Source organism: Mesorhizobium sp. B2-4-15, assembly GCF_006658505.1.
GTDB lineage: Bacteria > Pseudomonadota > Alphaproteobacteria > Rhizobiales > Rhizobiaceae > Mesorhizobium.
This window is the reverse complement of record NZ_VFUZ01000004.1, coordinates 29,150-52,122: the sequence shown is the minus strand read 5'-3', so window position 1 is coordinate 52,122 and position 22,973 is coordinate 29,150. Positions and strand designations below refer to the sequence as shown.

The window sequence follows — 22,973 nt, the reverse complement described above, 5'->3', positions numbered from 1 at the left end:
CAATGAACTAAGTTTGGCGGCCCAATGAATTGAGCCAGCGGTGCGGCTGCGGAAGGTCTGAACGGATGGATGTGATCGTTGTTGGCGCGGGTATCGCCGGTCTCTCCACCGCATGGTCGCTGGTCAAGGCGGGTCACAGCGTCTCGATCGTCGAGCAAGGACCGATCCCCAATCCGCTGGCGGCGTCGGGCGACCATCACCGCATCATCCGCCGCGCCTATCGGGCCGGAACCGGTTACGGCCGGCTGATCACCGAAGCCTATGAGGCCTGGGATGAGATGTGGGCCGATCTCGGCGAGAGCCACCTCGACGCGCGGGGGTTCCTCTGCATTTCACGCGAGCCGGGCGACGAGGCAGAGGACTACCGCGAGGGTTTGGAGGAGGGGAATTTTCCTTTCGAACTGTTCGAGCCTGACGCCGCGGTCAAGCGCTGGCCTTTCCTGGAACCGGGCTCGTTCCGCTATGCCTATTTTTCGCCCGAGGGCGGCGCCCTCCATTGCCGAAAGATCGCGGCGGGCCTGGCCACCTGGCTGCGTGCCAACGGTGCCAATGTCTACGAACACAGCAAGGTGACGGAAGTCGATGCCGAGGCCGGTCACATCGTGCTGGAGAGCGGCGAAACGATGCGGGCCGACAGCATCGTCGTCACGGCCGGCGCCTGGGTGCTGAAGCTGTTTCCTAAACTCGGCGGCGAGTTGAAGACCTTTCGCACCGCGCTCGCCTATGTCGAGCCCCCTGCAGACCTCAAGGCGGCCTGGGAGGCCGCACCTGTCATTCTCGACGTCGGCGGCAAGACCGACGGCTATATGATCCCGCTTTCGCGCGGCGCCGGCATGAAGTTCGGGTCAGGCCTGCACAAGGTGCCGACCAGCAATGCCGACTGGAACCGTGAGCCGGTACCGGGCGAGGGCGAGGCAATCCGCAACCTGTTTTCGCCGCCGATCGCCCGCATCGAGGAATATAGGGTCACCGAAGTGGTCACCTGCGCCTACACGTTCACCGCCGATGAGAAGTTCCTCGCGCATGAGCAAGGAAAATGCCTTGTTGTCTCGGCCTGCTCCGGTCACGGCTATAAGTTCGGCGCGGCGGTCGGCAGGCGAGTGGCGGCGGCGGTGGGCGGTGGCGATATCGCCGGTCTCAAGAAATGGTTGCGGGCAGAGGTGGCCTGAACGCCTGCCTGAACGGGAATTAGTCCTGGCAATGCCTGGGAATATGCACGCGCCGCCAGCCAGAAGAGCCTTCCCGCACCAGCACGCGCCGTGCGACGGTCTGGTAGGACGCAGGAACATCGATGACACGCCTTTGCTCTGGCTGCACCAGCACTTCCTCGGCGATCCGGTCATATTGCGCCGGGATGACGACACGCCGGGTACGTTCCGGCTGGATCACCACCGTCTCGGCGACGCGTTCGTAGCGCGTCTTGTGCCAGATCTTGCACAGCACGCGCCGGCCATGGATGACGCGCCATTCCCAGGAATAGCCGCCGCCATCGACTTTCACTGTGTGGTAGACGGTGCGGGTGATCGCGGGCTCGACCTCGTAGGTCACCTGTGAGGGAACGGTCATCACCACGCGTTCGCGCGTGCCGTAGATGGGTGGCGTGTAATCGACCTGCTGGCCCGGCGGGCTTACCATCACATCGTCATAGACCGTGTCGTAGACGGCCGGTGCGCGCACCGGTTCATAGCACTCGACAGCGCGGCCACCGGCTGCCGTCTGCGACGTTGTGCCGAGCATTGCCAGCCCGGCAACGGCGAAGGACGCACTTCTCCTGAGCATCACATTCCCCCTGTTTGAACTACAGGCACAAGTTCAACGTTGAATTGTAGGGTACGCGGTCCTGGAGAAAAGCGGTTTCCCGCATCTCGTTAAGTGACGCGGTTAAGAAATTGCTACGTTGGCGGCGGGTTGATTGCGCGGCCGTGGCACGGCGGAGCCTGTCATTGCAACGAATCCTGGCCGCACAGCTTGATTCGCCTTACCCAGATGGCTAGGACGGGTCGGCCTTGCACAAGGATGAGCCGGCATCCTATCTACGGAACAGCGATCCAGAACCGATTCTTCCCGACTTGCCAGCATTCCCGGCGCCGGAACCCCACCGCGAGATAAGAGATAAATAATGAAGAACCCCGTCGAAACCTACATGAACCTCGTTCCGATGGTGGTCGAACAGACCAATCGCGGCGAGCGGGCCTACGACATCTTCTCGCGCCTCCTCAAGGAGCGCATCATTTTCATCACCGGACCGGTCGAGGACGGCATGGCGACGCTGGTCTGCGCGCAGCTTCTGTTCCTCGAAGCCGAGAATCCGAAGAAGGAAATCAACCTTTACATCAATTCGCCAGGTGGCGTCGTTACCTCGGGCATGGCGATCTACGACACCATGCAGTTCATCAAGCCGGCCGTGTCGACGCTCTGCATCGGCCAGGCGGCCTCGATGGGTTCGCTGCTGCTGACCGCCGGCCACAAGGACATGCGCTTCGCCACGCCGAACGCGCGCATCATGGTCCACCAGCCGTCCGGCGGCTTCCAGGGCCAGGCGTCCGACATCGAACGCCACGCCCAGGACATCATCAAGCTGAAGCGCCGCCTCAACGAGGTCTATGTCAAGCACACCGGCAAGAGCTATGACGAGATCGAGAAGACGCTCGATCGCGACCATTTCATGACCGCCGACGAGGCGAAGGATTTCGGCCTTATCGACAAGGTCATTTCGTCGCGCGAGGCGGCCGAAGGGGCGCTGGCATAAAGCCTTATTGGCAGCTGGATGGCACCATCACGCGCTTTTGGCGCCTTTCGCGGCATTTCGGCCACAATTGGCTGTTCCCTCGGGGATCGGGATTGCCTACGTTAAGGCTATGTTGATTTTCGACGGCTTAGCTTTGTGTGGGGTTGCTGCGAATCATTGCCACGTTTTCTGATTTGTGTTTCGTACGGAATACGTTGCGGGAGCCGGGACACTGGCGGCGGCGGATTCCCGCGATAGATTGAAGTTACGCCCTTTCAGCCAGACCATCGGCGGGCGGCCATGAAAGGACATGAATATGAGCAAGGTCGGCAACAACAGCGGTGATTCCAAGAACACGCTTTATTGCTCGTTTTGCGGCAAGAGCCAGCACGAGGTGCGCAAGCTGATCGCTGGCCCGACGGTCTTCATCTGCGACGAGTGCGTCGAACTTTGCATGGACATCATCCGCGAGGAGAACAAGACCTCGATGGTGAAGTCGCGCGAGGGCGTGCCGACACCGCAGGAGATACTCAAGGTTCTCGACGACTACGTCATCGGCCAGCCCTACGCCAAGCGTGTGCTGTCGGTGGCGGTCCACAACCACTACAAGCGCCTCGCGCACGCCGGCAAGAACAACGATGTCGAGTTGGCCAAGTCCAACATCCTGCTGATCGGCCCGACCGGTTGCGGCAAGACGCTGCTCGCGCAGACACTGGCCCGCATCATCGACGTGCCCTTCACCATGGCGGACGCCACGACGCTGACCGAGGCCGGTTACGTCGGCGAGGACGTCGAGAACATCATCCTGAAGCTGCTGCAGTCGGCCGACTACAATGTCGAGCGCGCCCAGCGCGGCATCGTCTACATCGACGAGATCGACAAGATTTCGCGTAAGTCCGACAATCCGTCGATCACCCGCGACGTGTCGGGCGAAGGCGTGCAGCAGGCGCTGTTGAAGATCATGGAAGGCACGGTCGCCTCCGTGCCGCCGCAGGGCGGCAGGAAGCATCCGCAGCAGGAATTCCTGCAGGTGGACACCGCCAACATCCTGTTCATCTGCGGCGGCGCGTTTGCCGGCCTGGACAAGATCATCTCGGATCGCGGCCGCAAGACCTCGATCGGCTTCGGCGCCATCGTCGCTTCGCCTGAGGATCGCCGCACCGGTGATGTGTTCCGGCTTGTCGAGCCGGAGGATCTGCTGAAGTTCGGCCTCATTCCGGAGTTCGTCGGCCGTTTGCCGGTCCTGGCGACGCTGGAGGACCTCGACGAGCCGGCGCTGATCCAGATCCTGACCGAGCCGAAGAACGCGCTGGTCAAGCAGTATCAGCGGCTGTTCGAGATGGAGAATGTCGACCTGACCTTCCACGAGAACGCCCTGTCGGCGATCGCCAAGCGCGCCATCGAGCGCAAGACCGGCGCGCGCGGCCTGCGTTCGATCATGGAAGCGATCCTGCTCGACACCATGTTCGAACTGCCCGCGCTCGAAGGCGTGCGCGAAGTGGTGATTTCGGAAGAAGTCGTGACCGGCAGCGCCCGGCCGCTCTACATCTATTCCGAACAGAAGGAAAAGAAGGGCAACGTCAGCGCGTGATATCGCACTTGATCCGATGTTTTTTATGGAACGGCGCCCTCGCGGCGCCGTTTTGCTGTGAGGGCATGCGACCTTTGCACTGGAGTGGATTGCGGCGATGTTAACTCTTGATCTTTGCCCCTCTTGCATCCACCTAACACGAGAAGGCCGAGGTGCCCGATTTCTGTGCTGTAAAACTCCCGTCACAAACGGTGGTAGGCGGAACGATCCCCGGTCGTTAATATGAGATTCGCGGTTGGCCTGATGGCGACCGCGACATGAAAGGTTGGACAATGGCCAAAATATCCAAGGCTCCCAGCGACGGCGTCTTCGCAGTCCTCCCACTGCGCGACATCGTGGTGTTCCCGCACATGATCGTTCCGCTCTTCGTTGGGCGTGAAAAGTCGATAAAGGCGTTGGAGGAGGTGATGGGTCAGGAAAAGCAGATCCTGCTCGCCACCCAGATGAATGCCGCCGATGACGATCCCGAGCCCGATGCCATCTTCGACATCGGCACGCTCGCCAATGTGCTGCAATTGCTGAAGCTGCCCGACGGCACCGTCAAGGTTCTGGTCGAGGGCGCCTCGCGCGCGAAAATCGTCTCCTTCACCGACCGTCCCGACTTCCACGAGGCCCGCGCCACGGCGCTGGTCGAGCCGGAAGAGGAAGAGGTCGAGGTTGAAGCGCTGGCTCGTTCGGTCGTCACCGACTTCGAGAACTACGTTAAGCTGAACAAGAAGATCTCGCCCGAAGTGGTGGGCGCCGCCAGCCAGATCGACGACTATTCCAAGCTCGCCGATACGGTTGCCTCGCATCTCGCCATCAAGATCCCTGAAAAGCAGGAGATGCTGGCCACGCTCTCGGTCAAGGAGCGGCTGGAAAAGGCTATGGGCTTCATGGAAGCCGAAATCTCCGTCCTGCAGGTGGAGAAGCGTATCCGCTCGCGCGTCAAGCGCCAGATGGAGAAGACCCAGCGCGAATACTACCTCAACGAGCAGATGAAGGCGATCCAGAAGGAGCTCGGCGAAGGCGAGGACGGTCGCGACGAGGCCGCCGAGATCGAGGCGCGCATCAAGAAGACCAAGCTTTCCAAGGAGGCCCGCGAAAAGGCGGAAGCCGAATTGAAGAAGCTGCGGACGATGTCGCCGATGTCGGCTGAATCGACCGTCGTGCGCAACTATCTCGATTGGCTGCTGTCGATACCATGGGGCAAGAACTCCAAGGTCAAGCAGGATTTGGCCTATGCGCAGAACGTGCTCGACACCGATCATTTCGGCCTCGACAAGGTCAAGGACCGCATCGTCGAATATCTCGCCGTCCAGAGCCGCCAGAAGAAGCTGAAGGGGCCGATCCTGTGCCTCGTCGGCCCTCCCGGCGTCGGCAAGACCTCGCTCGGCAAGTCGATCGCCAAGGCGACCGGCCGCGAATTCATCCGCATGGCGCTCGGCGGCGTGCGTGACGAGGCCGAGATTCGTGGCCACCGGCGCACCTATATCGGCTCGATGCCCGGCAAGGTCATCCAGTCGATGAAGAAGGCGAAGAAGTCCAATCCGCTCTTCCTGCTCGACGAGATCGACAAGATGGGCCAGGACTTCCGCGGCGATCCGTCGTCGGCGCTGCTCGAGGTGCTCGATCCCGAACAGAACTCGACGTTCATGGACCACTATCTCGAGGTCGAATACGACCTGTCGAGCGTGATGTTCGTGACGACGGCGAACACGCTGAACATCCCTGCGCCCTTGATGGACCGCATGGAGATCATCCGTATCGCCGGCTACACCGAAGACGAGAAGATCGAAATCGCCAAGCGGCACTTGCTGCCCAAGGTGGTGCGTGACCATGCCCTGCAGCCGAAGGAATTCTCCGTCGGCGAGGACGCGATCCGCGCCATCATCCAGACCTACACCCGTGAAGCGGGCGTTCGTAGCCTGGAGCGCGAGCTGATGAAGCTCGGGCGCAAGGCGGTGACCGAGATCCTGAAGACGAAGAAGAAGACGGTGAACATCACGGCGGCCAACCTCGCCGATTACCTCGGTGTCCAGCGCTTCCGCTTCGGCCAGGTCGAGGCTGACGATCAGGTCGGTGTGGTCACCGGTCTTGCGTGGACGGAAGTCGGCGGCGAACTGCTCACGATCGAAGGCGTCATGATGCCCGGCAAGGGCCGCATGACGGTGACCGGCAATTTGCGCGACGTGATGAAGGAATCGATCTCGGCGGCGGCCTCCTATGTCCGCTCGAGGGCGATCGATTTCGGCATTGAGCCGCCGCTGTTCGACAAGCGCGACATCCATGTGCACTTGCCGGAAGGCGCCACGCCGAAGGACGGCCCGTCTGCTGGCGCCGCCATGGCTACGGCTATCGTGTCGGTTCTGACGGGTATTCCAGTCCGCGCCGATGTGGCCATGACCGGCGAGATTACGCTTCGCGGCCGCATCTTGCCGATCGGTGGCCTCAAGGAGAAGCTGCTTGCCGCGCTCCGCGGCGGCATCAAGAAGGTGCTGATCCCGGAAGACAACGCCAAGGATCTGGCGGAGATTCCGGACAACGTGAAGAACGGCATGGAAATCATTCCGGTCTCGCGGGTCGGCGAAGTGTTGCGCCACGCGCTGGTGCGCATGCCCGAGCCAATTGAATGGGTCGAGCCCGTCAATCCTCCGGCCGCGACTGACACGGCGGATGACGCTGGAAAGTCACTTGCGCATTAGAGTTTGCTAAAGTTGCAGCGCACAAACAGAAAGCCGGGCCTCGCGCCCGGCTTTTTCATGTTAAAAACCCCGGATTCCCGGGCTTTTTTCCACTTTTCCCGGGCTTTTCGACTTGGTTGCGGGAACGCTTCTTTCTAAAGTCCGTTTCCTGCCGGATGAGTCGTATGTTCCGGCGTTCTCATGGAAGGGAATTTTTATGAACAAGAACGAACTGGTGTCCGCTGTCGCCGACGCCGCGAGCATTTCGAAGGGTGACGCGCAGTCGGCGGTCGATGCGGTATTTTCCGTGATCACCGGCGAACTGAAGAAGGGCGGCGATGTACGGCTTGTCGGCTTTGGCAATTTCACCGTGTCAAAGCGTGCGGCTTCGACTGGCCGCAACCCGCAGACCGGCGCTGAAGTGCAAATCCCGGCACGCACCGTGCCGAAGTTCTCGGCCGGCAAAGGCCTCAAGGACGCAGTCAACTAAGCGCGTTTTTTTCTTTTTTCAGAGACCAGAAAAGCCGGGCTCCCCGGCTTTTCCTTTTTATGTCTGCCTGGAGGCGGATGATTGTCATGCGGTTGGCGCATCCGCACGCATCAGACCTTCCTGTTTGAGGTCGGCCCAGAGGGCGGCGGGCAGTTTCGCGTCGAGCAGCGCCCGGTTGCTCTCTACTTCGCTCGGCCGCTGGCCGCCGGGGATCACTGAAACGACCGAGGGGTGCAGCAGCGGGAATTTGAGCGCCGCCTCGATCAGCCGCACGCCATGGCGTTTGCAGACAGCTTCGATGCCGGCGACCCGGTCGAGAATGTCCTTGGGCGCTTCGGAGTAGTTGTAGTAGGCGCCGGGCTTCGGTCCTGTCGCCAAGATGCCGGAATTGTAGGGGCCGCCGAGAACGATGCCAATGCCGCGTTTCTGGCAAAGCGGCAGGAAGGACGTCAGCGCCTCCTGTTCGAGCAGCGTGTAGCGTCCGGCCAGCAGAAACAGGTCGAAATCGCCGCGCTCGGCCAGTATCTGGGCAACCTGCCATTCGTTGATACCGCCGCCGAAGGCCTTGATGACGCCCTGGTCGCGCAGCGACAGCAGCCCGTAATAGCCCGAGCGCATGAACTCCTCGATGCGCCGGTCGGACGCCTCCTTGCTGCCATGAGTGAAAATGTCGACGTCGTGCACGAACAGGATGTCGATCCGATCGACACCCAGGCGTTCGAGCGAGGCTTCGAATGAGCGCATGACGCCGTCATAGCTGTAATCGTACACTTCCTGACGCGACGGCGTGTCGAAGAACTTGCCGATGCCTGTGCGCCGCTCTGGCGGGCAAGCGCGCATGAGGCGCCCGACCTTGCTCGACAGCACATAGTCGTCGCGCTTTTTGCCGCGCAGGAAGGGATTGAGGCGTATTTCGGACAGGCCAAGCCCATAGAGCGGCGCGGTGTCGTAATAGCGGCAGCCGGTCGCCCAGGCGGCTTCGAGCGTGGCATTGGCATCCTCGTCCGAGACGGCGCGATAGAGATTACCCAGCGGCGCCGTGCCGAAGCCGAGCTCCGTAAAGGTGATGCCGCCATTGCCGATGCGATCGAAATGCCGTGTCTTCATGTCCTGCTCTTCCCGGTTCGATTTGTCCGACGTGACACTATCATGCCTGTGGCCCGGCAAAAGCGGCGCGCAGCGTTGGACATGCATTTTCGCCGTTGCTAGCATGAACGAAATCAAGCTGTTCGTGGAAAGATCCAGGACGATTTCGAGGACGGGCTTGCCGTGGGTGACCAGAACGAAAACCTGTTCAGAACCGCGCTCGACGAACTCGGCGCCGTGCTGGCGCGCGTGGATGAAGGCCGCATCGATGCCGCCTGCAGTATGTTGGCCGATGCCGGGCGGATCGTCGTCTATGGCTGCGGCCGCGAGGCCCTGCAAGTCAAGGGTTTCGCGATGCGGCTCTATCATCTGGGACTGCCGGTCTCGGTGGTCGGCGACATGACCACGCCGCCGCTGGGGCCGGGCGATGTCTTCCTGGCCAGCTCCGGGCCGGGAGAAACCTCGACGGTGCTCACCTTGATGCGCGTCGCGCGCGAAGCCGGCGCGACAAATCTGCTGCTGACCGCTCAGGCTGATGGTAGTACGGCGCGGCTGGCTGACGCCACGCTGCTCATCCCGGCCCAGACCATGGCCAATGACCAGGGACCGCCAAGGACTTCGGTGCTGCCGATGGGCTCCGTATTCGAGGGGGCGCTGTTCCTGCTGTTCGAGGTGATGGTGCTGAAGCTCAAAGCCCTGACCGGTGCGTCGCCCGAAGCCATGCGCGCGCGCCACACCAACATGGAATAGATCATGCGCTATGAACTGATGCTGCCGCACCAGATCCGCAAGGCGATCGCCGAGAACTGGCCGGTCGCGCTGCCGCTCGGCGTGCTGGAATACCATGGCGAGCACATGGCCGTCGGGATGGACACGCTGGCGGTCATCAAGACGCTTGACCTGTTCGAGAAGGAGCGGGACGTCGTCATCCTGCCGCCCTTCTACTATGGCGCGGCGAGTTACGCGGTGGCACCACCGGAAGGCAGCGGTTCGGTGCAGGTCGGCGGCCCGGTGCTTGCGCCTTTCGCGGAGGAGCTGTTCTACGGCCTGCTGCGCATCGGCTTCCGCAACATCCACGCCATCATTCACCACCAGACCGAGAATTTCGCCGCTGGCATGCCGACCGATCTGGCCTTCAAGACCGCGGGCCGGCAAGCCATCTTTCGGTTTCTCGAGAAGGAGCGCGGCGAGGGCTGGTGGGGTTCAAACACCATGGTCGATTACTATGCCGGCCATGCCCAGGGCGAGAATGTCTTCAACTGGGTGCAGGTGCATCCACTGATGCCGGCCGCCATGAACGGCGAGTATCCGTTCGATCATGCCGGGATCGGCGAGACGTCATTGATGATGGCGCTATGTCCGGAGGCTGTCGATGCGGCTCACTTCGCCGACAATACAGGCTGGTATACGGCGAGCGCCAACGATGCCTCGGCGGAACTCGGGAACAAGGGCGTCGCCATGATCATGGATCACCTGCGCGCTGTCCTGAAGGCCTAACTCAGGTTTTCAAACCGCTCCGCCTGGTAGTCGGCGATGGATTTGTCCGGATCGCTCCTTGGTCGTCACTTCACGGCTCCCGCCGTCATGCCCATGATCAGGTAGCGTTCGAGCGCGATGCCGATGACCGCCAGCGGCGCGATGGCCGCGGTGGCAAGGGCCGCCATCGACCACCAGTTGATGCCTTGCGAGCCGGTCTGGCTCGCCACCATCACCGGGATGGTCTTGGCATCGGTCGAGGTCAAAAGGGCGGCAAAGAAATACTCGTTCCAGCACAGCACCATCGCCAGGATGAAGGCGGCGACCATGCCGGGCAGAGCGATCGGCATGACGATGCGCAAGAATGCGCCCCAGATCGACAGGCCATCGACGAGCGCTGCTTCCTCCAGTTCGACGGGTATCGAGTTGAACTGGTCACGCATGATCCAGATGACGATAGGCAGCACCATCAGCGTGTAGAGCAGGATCAGCCCTCCGCGCGTGTCGAGCAGGCCGACCTCCCGGTAGAGAACCAGGAAGGGCAGGGCCAGCACCACAGGCGGCAGGATCAGCTGCGACAGGAAGAAGAACGAGATATCCTCGTTCTTGAACCAGGCGAAGCGGTAGCGGTAGCGCGTGAGGCCGTAGGCGGCGAGGCTGCCGATGATGATGGCGAGGCTCGACGCGCCAACCGAGGTGATGACCGAATTCATGAAGCGCTTGAAGAATTCGTCGCGCACCGTGGAGGTCTGGGAAATCGAATCCGGTGAGAGGCCAAGCGATCGCCAGCCCTTCCAGTCCGGCTGGAAGTCGACGAAGGGGATCAGATGCCCTTGCGTGACGTCGACCGCCGATTTGAACGAAGTCGTTATCGTCCAGTAGATCGGGAACAGGCAGATGAAGGCCCAGAAGACCAGCGCGCCATAGATGAAGACGCGGCTGGTGATGAAGCTCGCAGGAGAGCGGATTTCGGAGACGGTATAGTCGGTGGTCTGAACCCTCATGATCCGGCCACTCAGTTGACGTTGCGCACGAAGCGGTTGGCGAGCTTCAAGAGCCAGGTCACGAACACGACGATGATGACGAGATAGGCCATCGCCAGCATGGTGCCGTAGCCGACATTCGAGCGGTCGCGGTATTCGCGGTAGATGAAGCTCGAGACGGAATCGGTCGCACCACCCGGGCCGCCCGACGTCACCGTGATGATGATGTCGGCAAGCTTCAGCTTGAAGATGATGCGCAGGATCACCGCCGTCACCGAGACCGGAAGCATCAGCGGGAAGGTGACCTGCCAGAAGGTCTGCCACGCGGTCGCGCCGTCGACGCGCGCCGCCTCCAGCACCTCGCGCGACATTGCCTGCAGGCCGGCGAGCAGCATGATCATCATGAACGGTATGAAGGTCCAGGCATCAAGCAGCATGATCGAGATGCGCGCGGTGATCGGGTCCGAAAAGAAGGCGGGATTGTCCCAGCCGAGATGGCGTGCCAGCGTGGCCGCCGGACCGAACCGGTACTCCATCAGTGATTTGCCGATCATCCAGGACACCGCGACCGGCGACAACATCAGCGGCATCAGGAAGACGACGCGGAAGAATTTTCGCGCCCGGATCTGCGCGTTGAGCAACAACGCCAGCCCGAAGGCGATGACATATTCGACCAGCACCGCCAGCACGTAGAGCACCATGTTGAACAGTGCGTTGCGGTAGTAGGGATCGCCGAGCATCTGCCAGAAATTGTCGAGGCCGTTGAACCTGCGGCCACTGAAGGAGCTGAGATTCCAGTCGGTGAGCGCAATGTAGAAACCGAACAGCGTCGGGAAGATCACCATGGCGATGGTGAAAAGCAGCGCCGGTAAGAGGAACAGCGCGCGCTGGCCGTCCTCGCCCCGCGTCAGAACCTGGCCGATGCCGAGTGCCACGCCCCACAGCACATAGGCATAAACGACGGGACGCCATGTCTCGAAGCCGATCGCGTCGACTTCGGTCTTGTAGAGGATCTGAAGCAGGATCATCGCCAGGAGGCCGAACGTGGCCAAGGCCATCAGTGCCCAGCCGAGACGTTTGCGGCCAGGCGGGATCAGGTCCAGTGGTGCGGAATTTGCCGGCCACGCATTCGTGGTCGAAGTCTGTTCAGCCACGCCTCTCGCCTCTTCTGCCACACTGACCGACAGGAGCCGGTCAAAATTCGGCCCGGCGATGATGTGACGCCGGGCCGTGACTTTTATCAAGGGTCCACTTAGGCGCCGAGCGAGGCCTTGTAGAGCTTGATCTGCTTCTCGCGGCCGATCTGGTCGGTCAGCTTCTCCCAGGCCGCGGCGATGGCATCCGCACCTTCCTGTGCCTTCATCTTGCCGGCGAAGGTGTTGGCCAAAATGTCCTCGGCGGCGCTGTAATACTGGAAAATGCCGGGAATGCGTGGCTCGATCGCCGCGTTGGGATGGTTATAGCTGTCAGCTTCCGACTTGAGATAAGAACTGATGAAAGCCTCGTCGTAGCCGGCCGCCACCCACTCCGGGATGTCAAAGTGGGAATTACGATAGGGCTGGAAGCCCGACGGATAGGCCGCGCACCAGAGGGACAGGTCTTTGCCACCGAGATGGGCAGCGGCTGACCATGCCGCCTTCTTCTTCTTTTCGTCGGCATCGACCCGGGCCATGACATAGACGCCCCAGCCGAGATAGGCGCAGTTCGGCGAATAGTTCGGGCCGCTGGCGAGCTTGTCCCACTTGCCGGTCTTGGAATTGTAGACGTCTTCGGAGCCCGGCAGGATTGAGAAGCCGGTGACGTCCCCGACGACCGAGGAGTCGTTGGTCTTCGCATTCGAGCCGGCATCTCCCCACCAAGCCAGCATCGAGCCAGTGCCGCCGAGGAATTGGGAGAAACAGGTCTGGTTCGGGTCGGCGTTGATTTGATCTTGCGGTTCGAAGGGCAGCGCGTCGATCACGTCCTGGATCGCCCGCACCCAGGCCGGATTGTTGACGCGCGGTTTCATCGTATCCGGATCGAACAGCCATGCCTTGTCGTCGGGATGCTTGGCATAGGCACTGGCGCGGCTGCCTAGGAAGTAGAAGCCGAAACCGCCCCAGGGCTTGGGCGCGTCGAGATAGCCATAGACGTCTTGGCCCTTCATCTGCTTGCCCTTGAGGAATTTGGTCACGGCCTGCACCTGCTGCCAGGTCTTCGGCACGCCCCATTCCGTCAGGCCTGCCTTGTCGCCGCCGTCGGCTTTCCAGGCTGCTGCCAGGTCAGAGTCGGAGAACACGTCGGTGCGGTAGTTAAAGTTGTGCGTGTCTCCGTCGACGGTCACCCGATACTGCTTGCCATCCCAAGTGCCGACCGGCGGCTTCAGATAGGCCACCAGATCGTCCATATCGATCTGCTTCTTCACCCAGTCTGGCATTTCGGACGTGAGGCCCTTGCCGCAGACATCGCCTTCGAAAGGCGCACCCATCTCGACGATATCAAAGTCGATTGTATTGGTGGCGATCGACTGCTGCAAGCGGGCGTTGTAGTCGGCCTGCGCCAGGTCGATCCAGCTGATCTTGGCGCCGGTATAGGCTTCCCAAGGCTTCAGAAAGCCGCGGAACAGCACGTTATGCAGGTTCTGGTTGTTGAGACCCATGAACTTGAGCTCGACACCGGCGAACTCGCCTTCCTTGACACTGGCCTTGGTCGCATCGAGGCAGAGCTCGCCGACCTTCTGGAAATCGGCATCGGTCGGCTGGCCTTTGCCGACGCCGGGAATCTGCAGGATTTTTGCACGAAGTTCGCTTGCCGCGGAGGCAGGACGCGTCAAGGCGCCGAGACCCGCGCCCGATGCCGCCGCGATCGCGGCCATCGACGCCGCGCCTTTCAGTATGTCGCGTCTGGTAGCGCCGGCACGGACCAGTTTCTCGTAAATGTCTACTCTCATCGATTGTTCCTCCCAGAACATCTGTGTGGATGGGTGTGGCCAAACTTTTCAGGCGCTGGAGCGCCAACGATTCTCCCGGCTCGGAAGCGAACTTTGCAGGTCCCCACCTGCTCGATTGAAGTTCCGATTTCGCGGTTCGGGCGACCAGTATTCGGACCAGCGCCAGTCACTATTCTCACAACCAAACGCCGTGTCAACGAGAACGGGTTTTTATCTATAAGGGACCGACTTGCCCTGGCAGGTCGCGTTGGTTAGCTTCTGCGCCTGCGGCCAGTGGAGCCGATGGGGGAGACATGGCTCAAGTCACAATCAGCAAAGTGGCCAAGGCATTTGGAACCGTCAAGGTTCTGCACGAAGTCAGCGTCGATATTTCGGATGGTCAGTTCGTGGTGCTGGTCGGTCCCTCGGGTTGCGGCAAGTCGACATTGCTCAGAATGGTGGCCGGGCTGGAGACCGTCTCGGGCGGCACGATCGCCATCGGCGACCGCGTCGTCAATCATCTGCCGCCTGCAAAACGCGACATCGCCATGGTGTTCCAGAACTATGCGCTCTATCCGCACAAGACGGTGGAGCAGAACATGGCGTTTGCCCTGAAACTGCGGAAAACCGATCCGGCCGTGGTCGCCGAGCGGGTCAAGCGGGCCGCCGACATCCTCGACCTCAACCCTTACCTGAAGCGCTACCCCCGGCAGCTTTCGGGCGGTCAGCGCCAGCGCGTGGCCATGGGCCGCGCCATCGTGCGCGACCCGCAGGTGTTCCTGTTCGACGAGCCGCTCTCCAACCTCGACGCCAAGCTGCGCGTGCAGATGCGCACCGAGATCAAGGAACTGCACCAGCGGCTGAAGACCACCACCATCTACGTCACCCACGACCAGATCGAGGCCATGACCATGGCCGACAAGATCGTCGTCATGCGCGATGGCCACATCGAGCAGGTCGGCGCGCCGCTGGATCTGTTCGACCGGCCGGCGAACCTGTTCGTCGCCGGCTTCATCGGCTCACCTTCGATGAACCTGCTCAAGGGCGTCGTGCGCAAGGGCGGCGTCGATATTGCCGGAACGATGTTCCCGCTTGCTCCCAACAATGTCGTTGAGGAGGGGCGTGGCGTCGTCTACGGCGTGCGGCCCGAACATCTCGAAATCCACCCCGACGGCGTGCCGGCGAAGATTTCGGTGGTCGAGCCGACCGGCTCGGAGACCCTGGTGTTCCTCCGCTTCGGCGACGGCGAGATGGTGGCACTGTTTCGCGAGCGCCACGACTTCAAGCCGGGCGACATGCTCAAGCTCCGGCCAAGGCTCGACCACATTCATCTCTTCGACGCCGAGACCGGCAAGCGTCTTTGATCTCAAACGGACTTCACGAGGACCATCATGCTCAAAGGGATCGATCCGCTGCTCAATGCCGATGTGCTGCAGGCATTGCGGGCGATGGGCCATGGCGATGACCTGATCATCGCCGACACCAACTTCCCGTCCGATTCGGTGGCGCGCCAGACGGCGCTCGGCCGGCTGCTGCGCATCGATGCGTCGGCGGCGCAAGTGGTCAAGGCGGTGTTGTCGCTCTACCCGCTGGACACGTTCGTCGACGATTCCGCCGCCCGCATGGAGATCGTCGGCAAGCCGGACGAGATTCCGCCGGTGCAGAAAGAGGTGCAAAAGGAGATCGACGCGGCCGAGGGCAAATCCTGGCCGATGCTGCCGGTCGAGCGCTACGCCTTCTACGAGCGCGCCAAGCAGGCCTATTGCGTTATCCAGACCGGCGAGCGCCGCTTCTATGGCTGCTTCGCCTTCCGCAAGGGCGTCGTTCCGCCGGACGCGGAGTAGCGGCATGGCCTCGGGCAAGCCGATTATCATCCTCGGTGTCTTTGTCGCCGACACCGCCTATCGCGCCGACCGTCAGCCGCGCATGGGGGAAACTATCCTCGGCAACTCCTTCAAGCTCGGGCCGGGCGGCAAGGGGTCGAACCAGGCGGTGGCCGCCGGCAAGCTCGGCGCCGACATCACCTTTCTGACAAGGCTCGGCGTCGATGCCTTCGCCAACATGGCTAGGCAGACCTGGAAGGATGCCGGCGTGAAGAGCGCCGTCATCGACACGCCGGACAGCTACACGGGCGCCGCCTATATCTTCGTCGAGGAGGGGAGCGGCAACAACGCCATCATCGTCAGCCCCGGCGCCGCCATGTTGATCTCGCCCGAGGACATCGAAGCCAATGCCGCCCTGATCCGTGGCGCCGGCGTTTTTGTCACCCAGCTCGAACAGCCGATCGATGCCGCGATGCGGGCACTGGAGATCGCGCGCGGGGCAGGGGTGACGACCATTCTCAACCCCGCCCCCGCTGCCAAGTTTCCCGACTGCATCTACACACTCAGCGACTATCTCACGCCCAACGAGACGGAGACCGAGGAGTTGACAGGAATGAAGGTCTCCTCGGTCGACGACGCCCGCGCCGCCGCCGGAAAGCTGCTCGAAAAAGGCGTCGGCACGGTCATCGTCACGCTGGGCGACAAGGGTGCGCTGCTGCACACGAAGGATCGCTCCGAGCACATCCCGGCGATCAACGCAGGTCCCGTGATCGAAACCACGGGGGCGGGGGACGCCTTCAACGGTGGCCTTGCCGCCGCGCTGTCGCGAGGCGTGGAGCCGCTGCAAGCGGTGCGATTCGCCTGTGCCGTCGCCGGCATTTCGGTGACGCGACCCGGCACGGCACCGTCGATGCCGACCCTGCAGGAGGTCGAGGCGCTGCTGGCGAAAGGCGATGCGGCTTAAGCCGAGATCTTAGCCTCGGAATCCAGCCTTCAACGCCCCGTTAATATGCTCAAGAGACCGAGCGGAGGTCCGAAAGAACTTGTGTCGCTTCATGCTTTGCAAGGGGGGATTCTGACATTCAACGTCGACATTTCTCCAAAACCAAGGGCTTGATACCCTTGAGAGAAATGGCGCGAGTGACGGGGCTCGAACCCGCGACCTCCGGCGTGACAGGCCGGCACTCTAACCAACTGAGCTACACCCGCGCATTGACGAGCACGTGTCAGCCGTGTTCGTCGTTGGGCCGCTGGATAAGGGGTTCGCCATCGGGTGTCAAGCGCACCAAACCATCATAACAGCAAACTGGAGAAGGTTTTTTGACAGCCGGCGTTTTGTAGGCAAATCCGGCGTGCGAACAGGGCGTCAGCTGTTCATTTGGCCTTGCGAAGCCGGTCCCGACCGCTTAAAGGTCCGCGCCGGAGCGGGCGATTAGCTCAGTTGGTAGAGCGCTTCGTTTACACCGAAGATGTCGGCGGTTCGAGCCCGTCATCGCCCACCATATGGTCTCATGGTTTTATGGATTATTTCGCATTGTCGGCTGGCCATTTTTGCGCTGAGCCCGAGCTTGGATGTGAAAAATAGGTGTGATGCGTCTTTGGATGTCTCCCGTTCATCGTAACATCGCGGTGTCGTTGATCGGATGTCTGTTGGTGGCAGGCTGCTTCGACATGAAGCAGGATCTGGCCTTCCGTCGCGACGGGACCGCTACGGCCAACGTCCGGATAGCTGTGGATGCTTCGCTGCTTGCGATGGCCAAGGACGCGAACAGCAAATGGTGCAGTTCTGAAAAGCTGTTGTCCTTGCGAGGAATCACCGGAACAGCCGAGCTGACAACCGAGAGAGGGGATGAAGTCTGCTCCATCTCATTCTCCGGCAAGACGGACGATCTCGTTGCGGCTCTTTCGAATGCCAATGTCGGAGGGGACAAAAGGCAAGGGGTTCAGCTCAACCAAGTTGGGGAAAATTACGAATTCGTCGTCAATTTCCCCAGTCTCAAGCCAACCGGCAAGTACGCCGACGATCCAATGGCACAAGGGCTGCAGACCCTCATATTGGCGAAGATGTCAGGCAGGCATATCGCATGGACGGTGACCGCTCCGCGCATCATCGAGACGAGTGGCACGATATCGGACGACGGACGGACGGCATCATATTCCCGACCGCTTGCTTCGGCACTTTCCAGCGACCAGCCGACGACATTTAGAGCGGTGTTCTCGTTGGAGCCGCCGGGAATGTTCGAACAATTGTTGAACTGGTTCGGATGAGGGCGCCGGCTTTCACGTGCAGAATCGGGCGTCAGGCTCAGGGCGGCGCCATCCGAAAATCATTGCCCTCGGGCAGCAGCTGCCCGCCGTCGACGACAATGGTCGTCCCGGTGATGTAGCTGGCATCGTCGGAGGCCAGGAACAGGAAGGCGTTGGCGACGTCGCGCGCGCTGCCGAGGCGACCGAGCGGGATGGAATCCTCCATGTTCTTGATATAGGCGGCGCCACGGTGCTGCTGGATGGCTTCGGTGAGGATGTTCCCCGGTTCTACGCCGTTGACGGTGATGCCGTAGCCGGAGAATTCGAGCGCGGCGGCGCGGATGAAGCCGTTGATGCCTGCCTTGCTGGCCGAATAGTGACCATGGCCGGGACTGGTGACATGCGGGCCGGTGATCGATGAGGTGTAGAGCATGCGGCCGAAGCGCTGCGCCTTCATCGGCACCAGCGCCGCTCGGCTGGCGTTAAAGGTGCCGCGCAAATTGACGGCCATGACGCGGTCCCAGTCATCGGTGCTGGTGTTCTCGATCAACTGCCAGGGATAGATGCCGGCATTCTGGACGATGATGTCGAGGCGGCCGTGGCGCTCCAGCGCCAGAGCCACTGCCGCCTCGGCATCGCCCATCTGCGCGATGTCGGTGCGGATGAAGGGGACGCTGAGCTCATTGGCGGTTGCTTGCCCGGCATCGGCATCGGCATCGGCGAGCACCAGCCTTGCGCCTTCTTCGGCGAAGCGCAGCGCGATACCCTTGCCGATGCCGCGTGCGCTGCCGATGATCAGCGCCACCTTGTCTTTCAGTCGTCCTGTCATGCGAGCCGTCCTGTCATGCGAGTCTTTGGCGAATGGTTTGCTTGAATGCGTCGAGCAGCACGGCGGCCAGCACGAGCAGGCCGTGGATCACCTGGGTGAAGTTGGCGGGCAGGCCCATCAGATTGATCGCCGTGTTGATGGCCGAGAGCAGAAGCACGCCGGCATAGACGCCGGGCAGGGTGCCGACGCCGCCTTTCAGGCTGACGCCGCCGATGACGACCGCGGCAAAGGCATTGAACAACAGGCCAACGCCAAGATTGGCGGTGGCGCCCGAGGTGCGGATCGCCAGCAGCCAGCCGGCGAGCCCGGCGATGGCGCCGGCGAGTATAAAGGCGATGATGAGGTTGCGGTTCACCCGGATGCCGGCGCGAAAGGTCGCCGTCTCGTTGCCGCCGATCATCACGAGGTGCCGGCCGAAGGGCGTTTTCGCCATGATCAGCGAGAAGACCACGAAACAGGCGATGGCGATCCAGGCGGTGAGCGGCAGGCCGATCAGCCGCTGGATGCCGAACCAGCGGATGGAGGGTGCCAGATCCTGAGCCGAGCGGCCGCCCGAAATGACCAGCACCAGGCCGCGCACCCAGATATAGGACGCCAGCGTGATGATGAAGGCGCTCATCTTGACCTTGACGACGAGTAACCCGTTGAAGGCGCCGATCAGCCCTCCGACGGCCAGCGCCAGCAGCAGCGACACCGGAACCATCAGCCATTCCGGGTGCAACTGGATGCCAAGGCCGATGCCCGATGAGCAGAACAGGATGCCAACCACCATTGCGCTGAGCGCGGCAACAGATTCGACCGACAAATCCATGTGGCCGGCGATGATGACCAGCGCCAGGCCGATCGACATCACGCCCAGCACGCTCGAGGCTTCGATGATGTTGGCGAAGATGCCGAGTTGGAAATAGTTCGGGATGAAGATGGAGAACACCACCAGCACGAAGACCAGCATGAACCAGACGAGGTTGTCGAGGACGAACTCCAGGGCATGGCGTGTGCGGGGGTTCATGGCATGATCCGGCTGGCGGCATGGCCCCAAATTTCAGTCGGGACCTTGCACGGATTGGAATTTGCGGGGAGGTGCTCCGGGCCATTGGCCCGGAGCGTTTCGCATCTCACCTATTCGACGGCCTTGACGGTATCCGTCGGCGCCTTCTGGTTGCCCCAGAAGGCCGCATTGTCGACGTTTTCCTTGGTGATGGCGGCACCCGGAATCTTGATGTTCGGGCCCCACGCTTCCTTGGTGACGACCGATTTCAGCCCGAGCACGTCGTAATCGCCGGGCTTGATCTCCTGCTTGTTGGCGACCTTGTCCATGAACATGGCGACCGCCGCTGCCTGCGCGTAGAGCGGCTGCTCGACTTCGACGTTGAGCCAGCCTTTGCGGATGAGGTCGAGGCCGACCGGCGCGCCGTTCGAGCTCATCAGCATGACGTCGCCGGGCTTCTTGCCGGCGGCCTCGAGCGAGGCGACGGCGGCGACGGAGAGATGCGCGGCATGGCTGAAGATCAGGTCGATGTCGGGATTGGCCAGCATCTGGTCCGCCACGATGGTTCCGGCATTGCTCGCCTCCCATTGCATGGCCGGGAGCGAGATGATCTTGACGTCCGGGAACGCCTTCATCTTCTCCTCAAAGCCCTTCTGGATGTCGAGCGTATAGGGATCGCCGGGATCGCCGAGCACCTGCAGGACTTTGCCCTTCACCGATCCGTTCTTCGCCTTCAGCAGCTTCTCCGCTTGGTCGGCGGCGATGTGACCGATCTCCACGGTCCCCGCCACCGAGGTGAAGTCGGAAGGCGTCGACGTGATCTGGCGGTCGAACTCGACTACTGGAATGCCGGCGGCACGCGCCGCCTCGATCGATGGCTTCAACGCGTTGAAATCGACCGCCGCCAGGATGATCGCCTTCGGCTTCAGTGCGATGACGTCGTTCATTTGCGACTGCTGCGCGTCGGTCTTGTTGTCGGCGTTCAGCGTCTTCATCTCGTAGCCGACCTGCTTCAGGAACAGTTCCAGCGCGCTCACTGAGCCGGTCTGGAATTCATCGAGCAATGTCGGCACCATGTAGTAGACAGTACCCTTGGACTGGGCGAATGCCGGCGTGAGCGTGGCAAAGGCCAGTGCCAGGATACCGAAGACAGCAAGAAGTATTCGCTTCATGTCATTGGCTCCCTGTTAAGCCGGACCCCTCTTTGTCCCTCAGCCTGTCGGTCCGGCACCGGCAAGCGTCTCCCCGGTGATCATGTTGATCACCGCATCGGGACTTGTTTTGTTTCTGGCGACATCGCCGGCCACGACGCCTTGCCGGATCACAACGATCCGGTCGGCGACCTGAAAAGCCTGCTGCATGATGTGGGTGATGATGACGACGCCGATGCCCTGGCTCGCCACCTGGCGGATCATGTCGAGGCCGCGCCGCGTTTGCTCGACGCCAAGGGCGGCGAAGGGTTCGTCGAGGAGCACCAGCTTGCCGCCCCAATGCACGAAGCGGTTGAGTTCGATGGCCTGCCGCTGGCCGCCCGAGAGGTGCTCGACATTGGTGCGCAATGACGGAATGCGGGTGCCGGCGTTGGCCAGCGCCTTCCCGACGACGACCTCCATGGCACGTTCGTCGAGCACGGGAATGCCGAGCACCTTCCTGGTGATCTCGCGGCCCATGAAGAAATTGGCGACCACATCGACATTGGTGCAGAGCGAGAGGTCCTGGTAGACGGTCTCGATGCCCGCCGCCTTGGCTTCCGCCGGTGACCGGGCAAGAAACTCCTTGCCCTCGAACAGCATGCGGCCCGAGGTCGGCTCCAGTCCGCCTGATATGATCTTGACCAGCGTCGATTTGCCGGCGCCGTTGTCGCCGAGCAATGCCACCACTTCGCCCTTGCCGATGGAGAAGCTGATCCCTTTCAGCGCTTCGATCGCGCCATAGTTCTTGGTCACGTTGTCGAGCACCAGCAGCGGTTCGCTCATGCCGCGATTTCCTTTTCTGTCAGAAGATCGCGACCGCGTTCGCGCTCGGCCGCGAACATCTGGCCGAAGCGGGGCGAAAGCACTCCGGAGACCGCGAGGGCGGCGGCGCCGCGCAGCACCGAATGTTGACCGCCGCGCGCGACCATGACCCGCGGCGTCGTTCGGTCGTTGCGCGCGGAGACGGAGTTGTGCAAAGCACCAGTCGAGCCGGCCAGCCGTTCGAGCAGATCAGGGGAGGCCAGCCCGCCGAGGATGACCGTCTCAGGGTCGAACAGATTTTCGATGACGGCGATGGCATTGTGAAAGATCGGCGCGACTTCCGCCACCCAATCGGCCTCACTGCCGTTCCAGCGCCGAAGCGCCTCGAGCGAAAGATATCTTTCGAGGCAGCCGCGATTGCCACAGGGGCAAGACTCGCCGCCGGGAATGATGGGAATATGCCCAACCTCGCCAGCGTTCCCCCAGGCGCCGCGCAGCGCGCCGCCGTCATGGACCATGACGCCGCCAAGGCCGACGCCGAAATAGAGGTAGTAATATTCGGAGAATTGAGCGCCGAGCCCATAGAGCCGCTCGCCCATGGCCGCCGCCGCCATGTCGGTTTCAAAGAAGGCCGGCAGTCCGGTCGAGGCCGCCAGCCGCTCGCGCAGCGCCACATCCTTCCAGCCGGCCATCGTGGTCGGTCCGACGAAACTCATGGATTCAACGCCAAATGGACCGGGCAGGGCCATGCCAATGCCCAGCACGCGTCCTCCGGGTCTGAGGGCGGTCAGTTCGCGCACCATGTCGCCAATCAGGCCGAAGGCATGATCGGGTGTCGCATTGGAGGCTTCGCGGTGCGCGCTTTCGACCACGTCGCCACTGAGATTGATCAGCGCGGCATTGATGCCCAGGGGCGTGATGTGGATGCCGACCGCGTAGCCGCCCTCGGGGTTGATGCGAAGGGTTGTCGGCGGCAATCCGCGACCTTTCGGCTCCTCGCGCACGGACAGGATGTAGCCCTGTTCCTCCAGCTCACGAACGATGGTCGATACGGTCTGGACGGTGAGGCCGACATGTGTGGCGATGTCGCCACGCGCGATGGGACCGTGCCGGCGGATGGACTCCAGCACGATGCGCCGGTTGTAAGGCCGCCCGAACTCCTGATTGGTCCCCCGCAATGCCATGCCTTGCGCCCTCGGTTGACCC

21 protein-coding genes and 2 tRNA genes are annotated in these 22,973 nt (G+C 62.0%); 12 read left to right on the top strand and 11 right to left on the bottom strand.

The window, feature by feature from the left end; all coding sequences use genetic code 11:
* The first annotated feature begins 65 nt into the window (after window positions 1-65).
* A complete protein-coding gene (locus FJ930_RS06300; protein WP_141836044.1) occupies window positions 66-1,169 on the top strand; it encodes an FAD-dependent oxidoreductase in 1,104 nt (367 codons plus the stop codon).
* 19 nt (window positions 1,170-1,188) lie between these two features.
* Here the strand turns inward: FJ930_RS06300 and FJ930_RS06295 are convergent, their stop codons facing one another.
* Window positions 1,189-1,779, bottom strand: a complete 591-nt coding sequence (locus FJ930_RS06295) for a hypothetical protein (protein WP_141836041.1) — start codon at window positions 1,777-1,779, stop codon at window positions 1,189-1,191.
* Between the two features lie 340 nt (window positions 1,780-2,119).
* On the opposite strand from FJ930_RS06295, the gene clpP reads away from it, so the two are divergent.
* The 4 genes from clpP (at window position 2,120) to FJ930_RS06275 (ending at window position 7,472) form a co-directional block, all read left to right on the top strand.
* Window positions 2,120-2,749 carry an ATP-dependent Clp endopeptidase proteolytic subunit ClpP gene (clpP, locus tag FJ930_RS06290; protein ID WP_027028064.1) on the top strand — a complete coding sequence of 210 codons (630 nt, stop codon included), beginning with the start codon at window positions 2,120-2,122 and terminating at the stop codon, window positions 2,747-2,749.
* A 295-nt stretch (window positions 2,750-3,044) separates the two neighbouring features.
* Window positions 3,045-4,319: an ATP-dependent Clp protease ATP-binding subunit ClpX gene (gene clpX, locus FJ930_RS06285; RefSeq protein WP_023759839.1), complete on the top strand. Its 1,275-nt coding sequence runs from the start codon at window positions 3,045-3,047 to the stop codon at window positions 4,317-4,319.
* 272 nt (window positions 4,320-4,591) lie between these two features.
* Entirely contained in the window at window positions 4,592-7,003 is a 2,412-nt protein-coding gene (lon, locus tag FJ930_RS06280; protein ID WP_140738704.1) for an endopeptidase La, read from the top strand.
* Between the two features lie 196 nt (window positions 7,004-7,199).
* Window positions 7,200-7,472, top strand: coding sequence for an HU family DNA-binding protein (locus FJ930_RS06275; RefSeq protein ID WP_023798342.1), 273 nt, complete (start codon window positions 7,200-7,202; stop codon window positions 7,470-7,472).
* Window positions 7,473-7,556: 84 nt separating this feature from the next.
* On the opposite strand, the gene FJ930_RS06270 is transcribed toward FJ930_RS06275, so the two are convergent.
* Complete coding sequence (locus tag FJ930_RS06270) at window positions 7,557-8,579, bottom strand: aldo/keto reductase (RefSeq protein WP_141836037.1); 1,023 nt, start codon at window positions 8,577-8,579, stop codon at window positions 7,557-7,559.
* 162 nt (window positions 8,580-8,741) lie between these two features.
* Here FJ930_RS06270 and FJ930_RS06265 point away from each other — a divergent pair, with 162 nt between their 5' ends.
* Window positions 8,742-9,308, top strand: coding sequence for an SIS domain-containing protein (locus tag FJ930_RS06265; protein WP_141836036.1), 567 nt, complete (start codon window positions 8,742-8,744; stop codon window positions 9,306-9,308).
* 3 nt (window positions 9,309-9,311) lie between these two features.
* The gene (locus FJ930_RS06260) at window positions 9,312-10,055 is read left to right on the top strand and encodes a creatininase family protein (RefSeq protein ID WP_141836033.1); all 744 of its coding nucleotides are present in this window, start codon (window positions 9,312-9,314) and stop codon (window positions 10,053-10,055) included.
* A 65-nt stretch (window positions 10,056-10,120) separates the two neighbouring features.
* On the opposite strand, the gene FJ930_RS06255 is transcribed toward FJ930_RS06260, so the two are convergent.
* The 3 genes from FJ930_RS06255 to FJ930_RS06245 all read right to left on the bottom strand — a co-directional run bounded on the left by FJ930_RS06255 (window position 10,121) and on the right by FJ930_RS06245 (window position 13,946).
* Window positions 10,121-11,038, bottom strand: coding sequence for a carbohydrate ABC transporter permease (locus tag FJ930_RS06255; protein ID WP_141836030.1), 918 nt, complete (start codon window positions 11,036-11,038; stop codon window positions 10,121-10,123).
* An 11-nt stretch (window positions 11,039-11,049) separates the two neighbouring features.
* A complete protein-coding gene (locus tag FJ930_RS06250) occupies window positions 11,050-12,171 on the bottom strand; it encodes a sugar ABC transporter permease (RefSeq protein ID WP_141836027.1) in 1,122 nt (373 codons plus the stop codon).
* A 98-nt stretch (window positions 12,172-12,269) separates the two neighbouring features.
* The gene (locus FJ930_RS06245) at window positions 12,270-13,946 is read right to left on the bottom strand and encodes a sugar ABC transporter substrate-binding protein (RefSeq protein ID WP_140738717.1); all 1,677 of its coding nucleotides are present in this window, start codon (window positions 13,944-13,946) and stop codon (window positions 12,270-12,272) included.
* Window positions 13,947-14,239: 293 nt separating this feature from the next.
* Between FJ930_RS06245 and ugpC the strand changes: the two genes are divergently transcribed.
* The 3 genes from ugpC to rbsK are packed head-to-tail and all read left to right on the top strand — an operon-like array spanning window position 14,240 to window position 16,712.
* On the top strand, window positions 14,240-15,289 hold the full coding sequence (ugpC, locus tag FJ930_RS06240) for a sn-glycerol-3-phosphate ABC transporter ATP-binding protein UgpC (protein ID WP_141836024.1): 1,050 nt from the start codon (window positions 14,240-14,242) through the stop codon (window positions 15,287-15,289).
* 27 nt (window positions 15,290-15,316) lie between these two features.
* A complete protein-coding gene (locus FJ930_RS06235) occupies window positions 15,317-15,769 on the top strand; it encodes an RbsD/FucU family protein (protein WP_140609467.1) in 453 nt (150 codons plus the stop codon).
* Window positions 15,770-15,773: 4 nt separating this feature from the next.
* Window positions 15,774-16,712, top strand: a complete 939-nt coding sequence (gene rbsK / locus FJ930_RS06230; RefSeq protein WP_141836021.1) for a ribokinase — start codon at window positions 15,774-15,776, stop codon at window positions 16,710-16,712.
* 168 nt (window positions 16,713-16,880) lie between these two features.
* Here the strand turns inward: rbsK and FJ930_RS06225 are convergent.
* Window positions 16,881-16,957: transfer RNA gene (locus FJ930_RS06225), tRNA-Asp, on the bottom strand.
* 217 nt (window positions 16,958-17,174) lie between these two features.
* Between FJ930_RS06225 and FJ930_RS06220 the strand changes: the two genes are divergently transcribed.
* Window positions 17,175-17,250 (top strand) — tRNA-Val (locus FJ930_RS06220).
* Between the two features lie 169 nt (window positions 17,251-17,419).
* Window positions 17,420-18,016 carry a hypothetical protein gene (locus tag FJ930_RS06215; protein ID WP_141836018.1) on the top strand — a complete coding sequence of 199 codons (597 nt, stop codon included), beginning with the start codon at window positions 17,420-17,422 and terminating at the stop codon, window positions 18,014-18,016.
* A 37-nt stretch (window positions 18,017-18,053) separates the two neighbouring features.
* Here the strand turns inward: FJ930_RS06215 and FJ930_RS06210 are convergent, their stop codons facing one another.
* The 5 genes from FJ930_RS06210 to FJ930_RS06190 form a co-directional block, all read right to left on the bottom strand.
* Window positions 18,054-18,824, bottom strand: a complete 771-nt coding sequence (locus FJ930_RS06210) for an SDR family oxidoreductase (protein ID WP_141836015.1) — start codon at window positions 18,822-18,824, stop codon at window positions 18,054-18,056.
* 13 nt (window positions 18,825-18,837) lie between these two features.
* On the bottom strand, window positions 18,838-19,833 hold the full coding sequence (locus FJ930_RS06205) for an ABC transporter permease (protein ID WP_141836012.1): 996 nt from the start codon (window positions 19,831-19,833) through the stop codon (window positions 18,838-18,840).
* A 110-nt stretch (window positions 19,834-19,943) separates the two neighbouring features.
* A complete protein-coding gene (locus FJ930_RS06200) occupies window positions 19,944-20,984 on the bottom strand; it encodes a sugar ABC transporter substrate-binding protein (RefSeq protein WP_140738803.1) in 1,041 nt (346 codons plus the stop codon).
* 39 nt (window positions 20,985-21,023) lie between these two features.
* Complete coding sequence (locus FJ930_RS06195; RefSeq protein WP_141836009.1) at window positions 21,024-21,788, bottom strand: ATP-binding cassette domain-containing protein; 765 nt, start codon at window positions 21,786-21,788, stop codon at window positions 21,024-21,026.
* Complete coding sequence (locus FJ930_RS06190; protein WP_141836006.1) at window positions 21,785-22,951, bottom strand: ROK family transcriptional regulator; 1,167 nt, start codon at window positions 22,949-22,951, stop codon at window positions 21,785-21,787. Before FJ930_RS06190 ends, FJ930_RS06195 begins: the two co-directional genes overlap by 4 nt.
* Between the last annotated feature and the right edge of the window lie 22 nt (window positions 22,952-22,973).